General features: G+C 65.8%; 14 protein-coding genes. 9 read left to right on the plus strand and 5 right to left on the minus strand.

What is annotated here, in order from left to right:
- The first annotated feature begins 4 nt into the window (after nucleotides 1–4).
- The gene (locus GTP41_RS02450; protein WP_161023943.1) at nucleotides 5–823 is read left to right on the plus strand and encodes a hypothetical protein; all 819 of its coding nucleotides are present in this window, start codon (nucleotides 5–7) and stop codon (nucleotides 821–823) included.
- Nucleotides 824–848: 25 nt separating this feature from the next.
- Here the strand turns inward: GTP41_RS02450 and GTP41_RS02455 are convergent, their stop codons facing one another.
- Nucleotides 849–1,460 carry an RNA pyrophosphohydrolase gene (locus tag GTP41_RS02455; protein WP_161023944.1) on the minus strand — a complete coding sequence of 204 codons (612 nt, stop codon included), beginning with the start codon at nucleotides 1,458–1,460 and terminating at the stop codon, nucleotides 849–851.
- A 48-nt stretch (nucleotides 1,461–1,508) separates the two neighbouring features.
- Nucleotides 1,509–1,715 (minus strand): hypothetical protein, encoded by a 207-nt coding sequence (locus tag GTP41_RS27020; RefSeq protein ID WP_202419587.1) that lies wholly within the window; start codon nucleotides 1,713–1,715, stop codon nucleotides 1,509–1,511.
- Between GTP41_RS27020 and GTP41_RS02460 the strand changes: the two genes are divergently transcribed.
- From GTP41_RS02460 to GTP41_RS02470, 3 genes are all read left to right on the plus strand, one after another.
- A complete protein-coding gene (locus GTP41_RS02460; RefSeq protein ID WP_161023945.1) occupies nucleotides 1,624–3,348 on the plus strand; it encodes a proline--tRNA ligase in 1,725 nt (574 codons plus the stop codon). The two genes, GTP41_RS27020 and GTP41_RS02460, sit on opposite strands and share 92 nt — an antisense overlap.
- A gap of 5 nt (nucleotides 3,349–3,353) precedes the next feature.
- On the plus strand, nucleotides 3,354–3,998 hold the full coding sequence (locus tag GTP41_RS02465) for a lytic transglycosylase domain-containing protein (protein WP_161023946.1): 645 nt from the start codon (nucleotides 3,354–3,356) through the stop codon (nucleotides 3,996–3,998).
- A 243-nt stretch (nucleotides 3,999–4,241) separates the two neighbouring features.
- Entirely contained in the window at nucleotides 4,242–5,312 is a 1,071-nt protein-coding gene (locus GTP41_RS02470; protein ID WP_161023947.1) for a trypsin-like serine protease, read from the plus strand.
- Here GTP41_RS02470 and GTP41_RS02475 read toward each other — a convergent pair whose 3' ends face one another.
- The 3 genes from GTP41_RS02475 to ffh form a co-directional block, all read right to left on the minus strand.
- The gene (locus GTP41_RS02475) at nucleotides 5,313–6,482 is read right to left on the minus strand and encodes an MFS transporter (RefSeq protein ID WP_161023948.1); all 1,170 of its coding nucleotides are present in this window, start codon (nucleotides 6,480–6,482) and stop codon (nucleotides 5,313–5,315) included.
- 78 nt (nucleotides 6,483–6,560) lie between these two features.
- Nucleotides 6,561–6,941, minus strand: a complete 381-nt coding sequence (locus GTP41_RS02480) for an SWIB/MDM2 domain-containing protein (RefSeq protein ID WP_161023949.1) — start codon at nucleotides 6,939–6,941, stop codon at nucleotides 6,561–6,563.
- 181 nt (nucleotides 6,942–7,122) lie between these two features.
- Nucleotides 7,123–8,490, minus strand: coding sequence for a signal recognition particle protein (ffh, locus tag GTP41_RS02485; RefSeq protein WP_161023950.1), 1,368 nt, complete (start codon nucleotides 8,488–8,490; stop codon nucleotides 7,123–7,125).
- A gap of 194 nt (nucleotides 8,491–8,684) precedes the next feature.
- Here ffh and GTP41_RS02490 point away from each other — a divergent pair, with 194 nt between their 5' ends.
- From GTP41_RS02490 to GTP41_RS02510, 5 genes are all read left to right on the plus strand, one after another.
- The gene (locus GTP41_RS02490; RefSeq protein ID WP_161023951.1) at nucleotides 8,685–9,467 is read left to right on the plus strand and encodes a M48 family metallopeptidase; all 783 of its coding nucleotides are present in this window, start codon (nucleotides 8,685–8,687) and stop codon (nucleotides 9,465–9,467) included.
- Nucleotides 9,468–9,561: 94 nt separating this feature from the next.
- Nucleotides 9,562–10,365, plus strand: coding sequence for a cytochrome C assembly family protein (locus GTP41_RS02495; protein ID WP_161023952.1), 804 nt, complete (start codon nucleotides 9,562–9,564; stop codon nucleotides 10,363–10,365).
- Complete coding sequence (locus GTP41_RS02500) at nucleotides 10,362–10,607, plus strand: PP0621 family protein (RefSeq protein ID WP_161023953.1); 246 nt, start codon at nucleotides 10,362–10,364, stop codon at nucleotides 10,605–10,607. Before GTP41_RS02495 ends, GTP41_RS02500 begins: the two co-directional genes overlap by 4 nt.
- 12 nt (nucleotides 10,608–10,619) lie before the next feature.
- On the plus strand, nucleotides 10,620–12,269 hold the full coding sequence (locus GTP41_RS02505) for a sensor histidine kinase (protein ID WP_161023954.1): 1,650 nt from the start codon (nucleotides 10,620–10,622) through the stop codon (nucleotides 12,267–12,269).
- On the plus strand, nucleotides 12,266–13,486 hold a 1,221-nt coding region (locus GTP41_RS02510; protein WP_161023955.1), incomplete at its 3' end, for a sigma-54-dependent transcriptional regulator. The genes GTP41_RS02505 and GTP41_RS02510, both read left to right, overlap by 4 nt.

The following is a 13,486-nucleotide window of genomic DNA, read 5'->3' on the forward strand; positions in this document are numbered from 1 at the left end:
GCTAATGCTGCCATTTCACTTCGTCGACTATGCCCTGTACCAGGGCGCGCCCAAGGTGCCGGCCGGTATCGTGCTGCCGGTCACGGTGGACGGCATCGCCTGCTACGCCCAGCTCGATACTGGTGCGCCCAGTGCCGTGATCTGGCACCGCCGTGGCGCGCAAGGCGCGCCGCGCAAAACCGTTACGCTGGAACTGGCCGGCCTGCGGCGCCAGGTCGAAGCCGACGCCAGCAACCTGGCCATGCTGGAACCGGGCCGCTGCCAGCAGGATCTGATCGCCACCGTCGGCAATGAATTTTTCGAGCAGGGCACCCTGACGCTGGACCTGGCCGGTGCGCGCTACCAATGGCGCCAGGGCGCCGGCCTGCAGGCGGCGGCCGATGCGCAGCCCATGCAGTATGTGCGCTGGGGTGGCCCGGGCGGGCATCCGCTGGTGATGGTGCGGGTGGCGGGCGGCCCGCCGCAGCCGGCGCTGCTCGATACTGGCTCCGCCGCCTTCGGCCTCAACGCGCATGATGCCCAGGCCTGGGACGGGCTGACCGGCGCCGCCCCGCGCGACGGCAGCACGCTGCGCGATGCCCACCGTTTCAGCGTCAACTCCTGGGGCAGGCAGGTGCCCTGCGTGATGGGGACGGTGGCGCGCAGCCTGCAGATCGGCGATGGCCCGGTGCTGCCGGCCTTCCGCTTCTCGTATTGCGACGGCATGGGCTTCCAGCCCGGCACACCGCTGGCCGGGGTGCTCGGCCTGCACTATATGCTGGGCAAGGAGCTGGTGCTCGATTACGTCTCCCAGCGCTGGGCCCTGCGCGCGCCGCAGCCATAAAAAAACCGCCCCGAAGGGCGGTTTGTCATTCTTTCGTCAGCAACTCAGTTTCCGGCGCCGGTGGCGTGACCGCAGGCTGCTGCGGCTTGTCCGTGCTGCGCTGGCCGCGCTGTCCATGCGGCTGGCGCAGGTAGCGCGAAGCGTGGCGGCGCTCGCCATTCGGCGGCCAGGTCAGGAAGCGGGACAGCTCCTGCAAGGCGCGCTGATAGACTTCGCGCTTGAATTCAATCACCACGTCCAACGGAACCCAGTAATCATGCCAACGCCAGGCATCGAATTCCGGATGGTCGGTCAGGCGCAGGTTCACGTCGTTGTCGCGCGCGCACATGCGTAACAGGAACCAGATCTGCTTCTGGCCACGGTAGTGGCCGCGGATTTCCCGCTTGATGAAGTGGTCTGGCACTTCGTAACGCAACCAGTCGCGCGTGCGGCCGATAATCTTGACGTGCTCCGGACGCAGTCCGATTTCCTCCTGGAGCTCGCGGTACATTGCTTGCTCTGGCGTCTCACCATACTTGATCCCGCCCTGCGGGAACTGCCACGAGTGCTCGCGCACCCGCTTCCCCCACCACACCTCGTTGTGCGAGTTGAGCAGGATGATGCCGACGTTGGGGCGAAACCCTTCACGATCGAGCATATTGCACCTCAAACTTTCCGTGGCCGAGGCGTCCTCTTATATTTTTGACTACAAATCCAACTGCAATAGCGCTCTTTGTATAAAGTTTGGACGCATCGGGCCAGCTAATCCTTTAAAATTAGGTCGATTATAACTCTCTCTTTTTAAAAAGAATTCACCGATTATGCGTGCATCCCGTTTTTTTATTTCTACCCTCAAGGAAGCTCCATCTGATGCGGAGATCGTCAGCCACCAGTTGATGATGCGCGCGGGCATGATTAAGCGCCTCGGTTCCGGCATTTATACCTATATGCCGATGGGCCTGAAAGTAATCCGCAAGGTCGAGGCGATTGTGCGCGAGGAAATGAATAAAGCCGGCGCTATTGAGCTGCTGATGCCTTTGGTACAGCCTGCCGAGCTGTGGCAGGAAACCGGCCGCTGGGACAAAATGGGCCCGGAACTGCTGCGCGTGAAAGACCGCCACGGCCGCGACTTCGCGATCCAGCCAACGTCGGAAGAAGTGATCACCGATGTGGTGCGGAGCGAGATTAAATCCTACCGCCAAATTCCGTTGAATTTTTACCACATTCAGACCAAATTCCGCGACGAACGCCGTCCGCGCTTCGGCCTGATGCGCGGCCGCGAGTTCACCATGAAGGACGCCTACTCCTTCGACCGCGACGTGGCAGGCATGCAAAAGTCGTACAAGATCATGTTCGACGCCTATACCCAGATCTTCACCCGCTTCGGCCTGAAGTTCCGCGCGGTGGCGGCCGACAATGGCGCCATCGGCGGCACCGGCTCGCATGAATTCCACGTGATCGCCTCCACCGGCGAAGACGCGCTGGTGTACTGCCCGACTTCCGACTACGCGGCCAATATGGAAGCGGCGGAAGCGGTGGCCAGCGGCACCCGCGCCGCTGCCGGCGCGGCGCTGACCAAGACCTCCACCCCGAAAGCGGCCAAGTGCGAAGACGTGGCCAAGCTGCTGGGCATCGACCTGAAACAGACCCTGAAGACCATCGCCCTGACGGCGGAAGAGGACGACGGCTCGAAGAAGTACTTCATGCTGCTGCTGCGCGGCGACCATGAGCTGAACGAAATCAAGGCCAGCAAAGTGCCGGGCCTGGCCAAGAACCGCTTCTCGACCGAAGCCGAAATCCTGGAAGTGTACGGCTGCAAGCCTGGCTACCTGGGCCCGATCGGCACCAAGGCGCCGGTCACCGTGGTGGCCGACCGCACCGTGGCGCTGATGTCCGATTTCGTGACCGGCGCCAACGAGGTGGACTTCCACTACACCGGCGCCAACTGGGGCCGCGACATGGCCGAACCGGCCATCGTCGCCGACCTGCGCAATGTGGTTGAAGGCGACGCCTCGCCGGACGGCAAGGGCGTGCTGGCGATCGAACGCGGCATCGAAGTGGGCCACGTGTTCCAGCTGGGCACCGCCTACTCCGAATCCATGCAGGCCACCTTCCTCGACGAAAACCAGAAGCCGGCCCCGCTGCAAATGGGCTGCTACGGCATCGGCATCACCCGCATCCTGGGCGCCGCCATCGAGCAGAACTTCGACGACAAGGGCATCATCTGGCCGACCTCGCTGGCGCCGTTCCAGCTGGTGCTGTGCCCGATGGGCATGGACCGTTCGGAACTGGTGAAAGCCGAAACCGAGAAGCTGTACAACGAAGCCCTGGCGGCCGGCATCGACGTCATCCTGGATGACCGTGGCCAGCGCCCTGGCGCCATGTTCGCCGACTGGGAACTGATCGGCGTGCCGCACCGCGTGGTGATCGGCGAGCGTGGCCTGAAGGAAGGCAACCTGGAATACCAGGGCCGCCGCGATACCGAAGCCACCGCCGTACCCGTCGCCGAAGCCCTGGCCTTCATCAAGGGCAAGCTGGCGCAGTGAGCGCCATGGCTGGGCCAACGCTGAAGCAGGGACGCGAGCGCCGCCGCTGGTGGGCGCGTCCCTTGCGCTGGTGGCACACGCTGGCCCTGGCCGGCGGGGTGCTGTGCGCCCCGTTCGGCTTTGCCGGCAACCAGAAAGAGGAAGCGCTGGCCGACGGCGTGCGGGTGGCGCTGTCCAACGCCATCCACGACGCGCGCCCGCCCAAGCCGGTGGCGGCGGACAAGCAGCAGTTTGACGTCTGGCACGCCGCCATGTCCGAGCGCCTCAAGCGCAAGCTGCCGGACGAACTGACGCGCCGCGAATTCCTGGAAACCGCCTGGTACGAGGCGCGCCGCGCCGGCCTCGACCCGAGCCTGGTGCTGGGCCTGATCCAGGTCGAATCGGCCTACCGCAAGTACGCCGTGTCGATTGTCGGCGCGCGCGGCTATATGCAGGTGATGCCGTTCTGGACCAATGTGATCGGCGACCGCGACCGCTCCAAGCTGTTCAATATGCAGACCAACCTGCGCTACGGCTGCTCCATCCTGCGCATGTATATCGACATGGAGCAGGGCAACCTTTACCTCGCGCTGGGCCGCTACAACGGCAGCCGCGGCCGGCCGGAATACCCGAACGCTGTCCTCGCCGCCTGGAATAAATGGAAATTGTGATGCGTGGCCTGCTGGCCGCATCCCCGGCGCGCCCGCATCGTCATCGACGGTTGAGCCCCGCCCGGCACCTGTAAGGGGATGTATCAAATTGTCGGAAATTTTTACATTTGTTTAAATTTAGACATTTGTAAAAACGCTAAGTAGCTGAAAGTAATGGAAGTTTTCTTATTGGCATGATTTTCGCTAGGAAATGTTGTAGCAGTTAAATACAACTTTCAAATCATGAATAGGGAGCATTTCATCTTGACGCACACTGCATTTAAAAAGCTGCTCGGCATCGCCCTGGCAATTGGCGCAATCGGTACCGCATCGGCAACCCCGAGCGCTGGTTTCCTCGGCCCGCAGACCCCGGCCATCACGGCCGGCGCGCTGCCGGACTCGCCGGGCAACCGCGTCGACCCTAACGTTGCATCGTCGCGCTTCTCGGGCGTGGTCAGCCTGCAAATCGTTAAGAACAACGAAGTCTACATCTGTACCGGCACCCTGGTCGGCAAGCGCTCGGTCGTCACCGCCGGCCACTGCGTGGACACCAACGGCAACGGCTCGGTGATCGACCCGAACGCGCCGGGCTCCTCGGTCCACGCGATCTTCAACGCCACCACTACCGGCCCGGGCCGCAACGCGATCAAGGCCTCCGCCGTTTCCATGCACGGCGACTACGCCGGCTTCGGCAAGTGCCCGACCGGCGTGAGCGGCTTCTGCACCAACGACGACGTGGCCGTGGTCACCCTGTCCCAGGATGCGCCGGCGGAAGCCAAGATCTACAAGATCGCCACCACCGAGCTGGTGGAAGGCTCGCGCATCGTCATGGCCGGCTACGGCACTTCGGGCGACGGCGTGAACGGCTTCAACGTGGCGCCAGCCTGGCGCGTCAAGCGCAGCGGCCAAAACTACATCGACCTGTTCGCCGCTGACGACGAGACCAACCGCACCAGCGGCAAGGAAATCTGGTACGCCGACTTCGACGGCAACGGCATCGATTCCTTCTGCACCCGCTACGGCCTGTGCACCCCGACCCTGGCCAACGATGTGGAATCCGGCATCGGCGGCGGCGACTCCGGCGGCCCGTCCTTCGTTGAAATGTACGGTGAGCTGATGCTGATCGCCACCAACACCTTCACCAACGCCCACGGCTACAAGGAAGGCGCCTTCGGCTCCTACTTCGGCGGCATGGTGCTGAAGGCCTACCTGGACTACATCAACGACGCCACCGGCGGTGCCGCGCAGTTCGTGCCGGAGCCGGCATCGACCGCCGTGTTCGGCCTGGGCCTGCTGGCGCTGGCCGGCGCCCGTCGCCGCAAGCAGCAGAAGTAATCACCTGCGGGGCAGCAGCAGCGCGCTGGCAGTGACCAGCGCGAACAGCAGCACCCCGACCGGCAGCAAGCCGGCATGCAGGAAAGGCGCCACCAACTGCGTGGCGCCGGCGACGGCGGCAAAGGAGAGGAACATCAACAGGCCCGCTCCTTTGCCCGCGCTGTCGCCAGCGGCCTGCAGCGCGCCGCCCATGGTGGCGGCGCCGCGCAAGCCCAGGCCGCCGCAGAACAGGGCGGCCGCCACGGCCAGGGCCAGCAGCCCCGCCGCGCCGGCCAAGGCGGCCAGCGCAATCCCCACCAGTCCCGCACCCGCCAGGTATTGCAGCAGCATGCCGCTGCGCATCAGCCAGCGTTCTCCCTGTTTTTTCACCATGCGCACCGCCACGGCGGCGCCCAGCATGAAGGCCAGCACGCCGAAGATCTGCAGCGCGGCGAAGGCTTCAATGCCCAGGCCCAGCGCGTGCGTCACCAGCACCGGCGCGCTGGCCACATACATCAGCAGGGCGCCGAACATGGCGGCGTAGCTCAGGGCGTAGCGCAGGTAGAGGCGGTTGCGCAGCAGCGGCAGATAGCCGCCGGCGGCGCCAGGCGTGCCGGCCATTGGCGGGGCCGGGGCGGGGGCGGCGCCGACGATGCGCGCCACCAGCGGCAAGAGCAGCAGGGCCAGCACGGCGATCAGCCAGAAGGTGCTGCGCCAGCTGGCGTGCAGCACGATGGCGGTTCCCGCCACCGGACCGAGCGCCGGGATGGTGGACTCCACCATGGCCACCACCGCCAGCGCCTTGACCGCGTCGGCGGCCCCAAAGCGGCGCCGGATCAGGGCCGGCACCGCCACCGTGGCGGCGCCCGCGCCCAGGCCCTGCACCAGGCGCCCGGCCAGCATGGCTTCAATGCTTGGCGCCAGTGCGCACAGCAGGCTGCCGCCGCCCAGCAGCACCGTGCCGGCGACGATGGTGCGGCGGTCGCCGAAGCGGTCGGCGGCCCAGCCCCAGGCCAGCTGCGACAGCGCCAGCGCCGCCATGAACAGCGCCATGGTCGCTTGCGCCGCGGTGATCGACGCGCCCAGCTCGGCGCGCATGGCGGGCAGCGCCGGCAGGTACAGGTCGGAGGCCAGCAAGCCCAGGGCCGTCAGGCTGGCAAGCGGAATGGCAAGTCGATGAGCAGAATTCATGGCGCGCGCGCAAAAGAAAAAAAGCCCCGCGCTGGTGCGTCGGGGCTTTCTCGCATGGCTGCAACAGCCGGAAGCAGCTTACTTCAGGTGGTCGGAAATGAGCTTGGTCATTTCAAACATGGAGACCTGGGCCTTGCCGCCGAAAACAGCTTTCAGCTTGTCGTCCGCGTTGATCATGCGGCGGTTGGCGGCGTCCTGCAGGTTCAGCTTCTTGATGTAGTCCCAAACTTTCTTGGTCACTTCGGTGCGCGGCAGCGGGGCGGAACCAACCACGGCGGACAGGGCGCTCGATGGGGTCATGGCCTTCATGAAGGCTGCGTTAGGCTTGCGTGCGGCGGGTGCTGCGGCTTTCTTTGCTGCTGGTTTGGCTGCTGCCTTTGCCGGTGCAGCTTTTTTTGCTGCGGGCTTGGCGGCGGCTTTCTTTGCTGCTGCTGGTGCTGCTTTCTTGGCTGTTGCCATATTCGAGCCTCCTTAACATACACATAGAAAATTGCGGAATACAATCGCACGGCTAATATTGGTGGGGATTTGCAGCTTATGCAAGTGTTTTGTGGGGTTTTTTGGGGGAAACATGGCTTAGTCAACAAAAAAGCCTCCCGAGGGAGGCTTTTGCGATACTGCGCCATAGGGAAAATGCGCTTTAGCGCATGCCCGGCATCATGCCCTTCATCGAGCGCATCATCTTCATCATGCCGCCGCCGGACAGCTTTTTCATCATGCTCTGCATCTGTTCGAACTGGGTCAGCATGCGGTTCACCTCCTGCACCTGGACCCCGGCGCCAGCCGCGATGCGGCGCTTGCGGGCCGCCTTGATCAGCTCCGGCTTGGCGCGCTCCTGCGGCGTCATCGAGTCGATGATGCCGACCATGCGCCGCACCTGCTTTTCCGCCTGGTCCATATTGGCACCGGCCGCCGCTTGCTGGAACTGGGCCGGCAGCTTGTCCATCAGGCCGGCCATGCCGCCCATTTTCTTCATCTGCGCCAGCTGGGCCTTGAAGTCGTTCATGTCGAACTTGCCGCCCGACTTGACCTTGGCCGCCAGTTCCGCCGCCGCCTTCTCGTCGACGCCCTTGCGCGCTTCCTCCACCAGGGCCAGGATGTCGCCCATGCCCAGGATGCGGTTGGCCATGCGCTGCGCGTCGAAGGCTTCCAGGCCGTCCAGCTTCTCGGAGACGCCGGCGAACTTGATCGGCTTGCCGGTAATGTGGCGCACCGACAGCGCCGCGCCGCCGCGCGAATCGCCATCCAGCTTGGTCAGCACCACGCCGGTCAGCGGCAGCGCGTCGTTGAAGGCCTTGGCGGTGTTGATGGCGTCCTGGCCCAGCATGGCGTCGACCACGAACAGGGTTTCAATCGGCTTGACCGCGCCGTGCACGGCGGCGATCTCCTTCATCATCTCCTCGTCGATACCGAGGCGGCCGGCGGTGTCGATGATCAGCACTTCATGGTGGTGCTTCTTGGCCCAGTCCAGCGCGGCCAGGGCGATATCGACCGGCTTGTCCTGCGCGGTGGACGGGAAGAAGTCGGCGCCCACCTGCTGCGTCACCGATTGCAGCTGGGCGATCGCGGCCGGACGGTACACGTCGGCCGACACCGTCAGCACTTTCTTTTTCTTCTGCTCTTTCAGGTACTTGGCCAGCTTGCCGACGGTGGTGGTCTTACCCACGCCCTGCAAGCCCGCCATCAGGATGATGGCCGGCGGCTGCTGGGCGAACGACAGCTGCGACGCTTCCGGGCCCAGGTCGGCGCCCATCAGGGCGCCCAGCTCGCGCTGCACCACGCCCACCAGGGCCTGGCCCGGGGTCAGCGAGGAAATCACTTCCTCGCCCAGGGCTTTTTCCTTGACCTTGGCGATGAATTCGCGCACGGCCGGCAGGGCCACGTCGGCCTCCAGCAGCGCCATGCGCACCTCGCGCAGCATCTCGGCGGTGTTGGATTCGGTCAGGCGGGCCTCGCCGCGCATCGTCTTGACGACTTTGGCAAGGCGCTGGGTCAGGTTGTCTAGCATGGATGGCCTACTAATTAGATAGAAGCGGAAAATCCCGCCATTCTACCTTAGGAGCCGGGGCCGGCGGCAGGGCGCTGCATTGCTCACACATTGTCACTGCCGTGCACATCTTTATGCTTTTTACAAAGTTTCTTATTGACAAGAGGCAGGATCGCCGTGCATCTTGTTGTTAAGTTAATTTTTGAGGTGTTTTTGTGCAAACGCTGGCGGTCCCCGAGCTGATCGACGTCCCCGCGCCACACCGGCAGCGGGTACTGCGCCACTGGCGGCGCATGGCGCTGGCGCTGCTGGCGGCCGGCGCCTGCCTGGCCGGCTGGCAGCTGGCGCGCCCGCTGCTGGCCGCGCAACTGGCCGCGGCCATGACGCCGGCGCAGGAAGTGCGCCTGGGGCAGGGCATGCTGCGCGAACTGGACATCCACACCCTGCAGCCAAGCCGGCTGCCATTGCCGCAGCAGCAGCGCCTGGCCGGCGCCTTCGCCAGCCTGCAGGCGCCGCACGAGGGCGCGCCGCCGCACCGCCTGCTGTTCCGCTCCGGCCATGCGCGCGCCGTTGCCTTCGCCCTGCCGTCGGGCGACATCATCGTGGACGACGCCCTGGTGCAAGCCCTGCCGGATGACGCCGCCGTGCTGGCCGTGCTGGCGCACGAACTGGGCCACCTGCAACGACGCCACATGCTGAAGCGCCTGGTGCAGGAAGCCCTGCTGCCGGCCGCCGCCGGCATGGTCAGCGGCGACATGGACTGGCTGGTGGCCCGCAGCGCGGCCCTGGCGCCGCAGCTGGCCTGGGCGCAGCAGGCCGAAGTGGAAGCCGACGCCTATGCCGCCGACCTGCTGGAACACAACGGCCTGGCCCTGCGCAGCCTGCAGGAAGCGCCGCAAGCGCTGCATGCCCAGGACGGCATGCACCACCCCCACCTGGCCCTGCATCCGCTGAGCGGCGAACGCCTGGCCCAGCTGCGCGAGCGCGCCGCCCGTTAATCATTCGGGGTCAGGTCTGACAATCGGACATTTCTGCTCGGCAGAAATGTCCGATTGTCAGACCTGACCCCGAATTTGCAGTTAAACTTACTGGATGCAAATTTACTTCCTGATTGCAGCAACGCTGCTTTACCTGGTTTGTGGTTTCCTTCCCTCCCGCAAGGCTGTGCCGATTGCCGCATTGACGGCCGGCGCCTGGCTGCTGCACGGCGTCGCGCTGTGGAGCGATGTCATGGTGCCCGGCTCGCTGCGCATCGGCTTTGCCACCATGCTGTCGTCGGCGCTGTGGATCTCGGTCGGCGCCTATTGGCTGGAAAACCGCAACTTCCCGCTGGACGGCTTGCGCCGCATCGTGATGCCGGTGGCGGCGCTGGCGGTGGCGCTGCAGGCCGGCTTTCCGGGCGCGCTGATCCAGACCGCCGGCCGCTCGCCCATGCTGGGCTGGCATATCGCGGTGGCCACCCTGGCCTATAGCACGCTGACCATGGCGGCCTTCCATGCCGTGCTGATGGCGCTGCAGGAGTCGCGCCTGCATACGCGCAGCGACCGGCCCGGCATCCTGGCCACGGCGCTCGACCAGCTGCCGGCCCTGCTGACCATGGAAAAGCTGCTGTTCCGCCTGATCGCCCTGGGTTTCGTGCTGCTCAGCCTGACCGTGCTGTCGGGCATCGTGTTCACCGAGGAGCTGTTCGGCCGCGCGCTGAAGTGGGACCACAAGTCCATCTTCACCCTCTTGTCCTGGGTCCTGTTTGCCGCCTTGCTGGCGGGCCGCCAGTTCCGCGGCTGGCGCGGCAAGACCGCCCTCAGCTTCACGCTGGCGGGCTTTGCGACCCTGCTGCTGGCCTATGTCGGCAGCCGTTTTGTCATGGAAGTAGTGTTACATCGAGGTTTGGCATGACCCGTCTCCTGTTCTGGATTGCGCTGGCGATCCTGGTAATCGCCGCCATCCGCAGCAAGTTGCGCAAGATGGGCGGCCCCGGCCAGGGCGGCCAGCCGGCGCCGCGCCAGCCGCAGCGCCCGGCGCCGCCGGCCACCGAGAAGATGCTGCAATGCGCCCACTGCGGCGTGCATTTCCCGGCCTCGGAGAACGTGCCGGCCAACGGCCGCGATTACTGCTGCGCGGCGCACGCCCCGCAATAAGGCCGCCGCAGCGTGTTCGCCCGCCTCCACTCCCTGTCGGCCGCGTCGCGCGACACGTTCTGGCGTTCGCTGCTGGCGCTGGGCGCCACCCGCATTGTCATCGCCATTGTGCTGCTGCTGTACTTCAGCGCCGGCCAGGGCATGGCGCGCGAAAGCTCGGTGGAAATCTGCGGCGCCTACCTGCTGGCCGCCGCCGGCCTGCAGGCCCTGGCCAGCCGCTGGCGGCGCCATTTCATGCTGCAGCTGATGTCGCAGGTGGCCTGCGACCTGAGCGTGATATCCCTGCTGTATATGAGCACCGGCGGCATGCGCTCGGGCTTCGCCATCCTGTACCTGTTCCCGCTGGCCGGCTGCGCCATCCTGGCGCCGCTGGTGCTGGCGCTGTTCTGCGCGTCGCTGGCTACCCTGTTCATGCTGGCCCACAGCAGCTACCTGGCCTATATCGTCGCGGACGAGTCGCAAATGGTGCAGGCCGGCCTGTACGGCATTGCCTGGTTCGCGGCGGTGCTGGTGGTGAACCGCATGGCGGCGCGCCTGATCGGGCAGGAGGAGCTGGCGGCCCAGCGCGGCATCGAGATCGGGGTGCAGCAGGCGGTCAACCGCCTGGTCATTTCGCATTCGGCCGACGGCATCCTGGTGCTGGGGCCGGACGGCACGGTCTATATGAGCAACCCGGCCGCGCAGCAAATGCTGGGCGGCCCCGTGCCCAAGCTGGAGGGCGCCGTGCTGCAGCCGCTGGTGGCGGCCTATGAGGCCTGGCGCGCCGACCCGGTGCAGGCCACCGGCTTCGTCACCATCAAGCCGTATGGCGATCCGGCGCAGGAAGGCTTGATCGCCGCCTGGAGCGCGCGGCGCGATGTGGCGCTGCATTTAAAGCTGCGCTTCGCCCCGGCCGACACGGCCGGCCTGGATGTGGAGCGCAATGTGATCTTCCTGGAGGACGTGACCAGCATCGAGGAAAAGGCGCAGCAGCTGAAACTGGCCTCCATGGGGCGCCTGACGGCCAGCATCGCGCACGAGGTGCGCAACCCGCTGTCGGCCATCGGCCACGCCAACTCCTTGCTGGAGGAGGACTTGCAGGCGCCGGTCCACAAGCGCCTGCTGAAGATCATCGGCGACAATGTGGCGCGCGTGAACCGCATGGTGGAGGACATCCTGCAGCTGTCGCGCAAGGCGCAGAGCCACCACGAGCCGATGGAGCTGGAAGCCTTCCTCAACGAACTGAAGGCGGAGTTCGACGAAACCCATAAGCTGGACAGCCGGATCCTGTGCCTGGGCGGCTTGCGCCAGGCCTCGGTGCGCTTCGACCCGCTGCACCTGCGCGAGGTGCTGATCAACCTGTTGAACAACGCGGTGCGCTACGCCAGCGGCACCCCGTCCAGCATCCGCGTCTTCATGGTGACCACGCCGGGCGGCCAGCTCGAATTGCACGTGCAGGACGACGGCCCCGGCATTTCGCCGCAGGTGCGGGCCCACCTGTTTGAACCGTTTTACACCACTTCGAGCAAGGGCACGGGCCTGGGCCTGTATCTGGCGCGCGAATTGTGCTTGAATAACGATGCCATGCTGGATTACGAACACCGTTTCGACGCCGGCATGACAGAGGGCGGCGCGCGCAAGTCGAGCGGCCGCTTCGTGATTACCTTTGCTAAAAATACATGAGCTCTCCACGTGTCCTGGTCGTAGACGACGAAGCCGACCTGCGCGAATTGCTGGAAATTACCCTGCTGAAGATGGGGCTGGACGTGGACAGCGCCGAAACCCTGCAGCACGCGCGCCAGCTGTTTGCCGAAAAAGAGTACCAGCTGGTGCTGACCGATATGCGCCTGCCCGACGGCCTGGGCCTGGAGCTGGTGCGCGAGGTGACGGCCAGCGGCAAGAACGTGCCGGTCGCGGTGGTGACCGCCTTCGGCAGCGCCGACAACGCCGTGGTGGCGCTGAAGGCGGGCGCCTTCGACTATGTCAGCAAGCCGGTGCAGCTGGACCAGCTGCGGGTGCTGGTGCAGTCGGCGCTCAGGCTGAACGAGCCGGCGCCGGCGGCGGCGCCGGTGCGCGGCCAGCCGGCCAGCCGCCTGCGCGGCACCTCGGCGGCGATCCAGTCGCTGCGGGCCCAGATCGCACGCCTGGCACGCTCCATGGCGCCGATCGCCATCAACGGCGAGTCCGGCAGCGGCAAGGAGCTGGCGGCGCGTGAAATTCACGCCCAAAGCTCGCGCGCCGACAAGCCCTTCATCGCGGTCAACTGCGGCGCCATTCCCGAGGCGCTGATGGAGGCCGAGTTCTTCGGCTACCGCAAGGGCGCCTTCACCGGCGCGGCCGACGAACGCGACGGCTTCTTCCAGGCCGCCAATGGCGGCACCCTGATGCTGGACGAGGTGGCCGACCTGCCGCTGGCCATGCAGGTCAAGCTGCTGCGCGCGATCCAGGAGCGGCGCGTGCGCAAGATCGGCGCCACGGCGGAAGAGCCGGTCGACGTGCGCCTGATCAGCGCGACCCACAAGAACCTGGAGAAACTGGTGGAGGACGGCCTGTTCCGGCAGGACTTGTTCTACCGCCTGAACGTGATCGAGCTGCGCCTGGCGCCGCTGCGCGAGCGGCTGGACGACCTGGATGAGCTGATCGACGCCATCCTGGGCCGCCTGGGCACGTTCGAGCACAAGGCAGTGCTGGGGCCGGGCGTGCTGGAGGTGTTGAAGGGCTATACCTTCCCGGGCAATGTGCGCGAGCTGGAAAACATCCTGGAACGCGCGCTGGCGTTCTCCAACGATGGCGTGATTTCGGCCGAGGACCTGGCGCTCAAGGGCGGCCATGTGGCGCCGCCCGCCGCCTTGGCCGCCCCGGCCGCGGTGCCGGCCGCCTCGCCGGCGCCTGGCGCCCCG

This window comes from Pseudoduganella guangdongensis (assembly GCF_009857475.1).
GTDB lineage: Bacteria > Pseudomonadota > Gammaproteobacteria > Burkholderiales > Burkholderiaceae_D > Rugamonas > Rugamonas guangdongensis.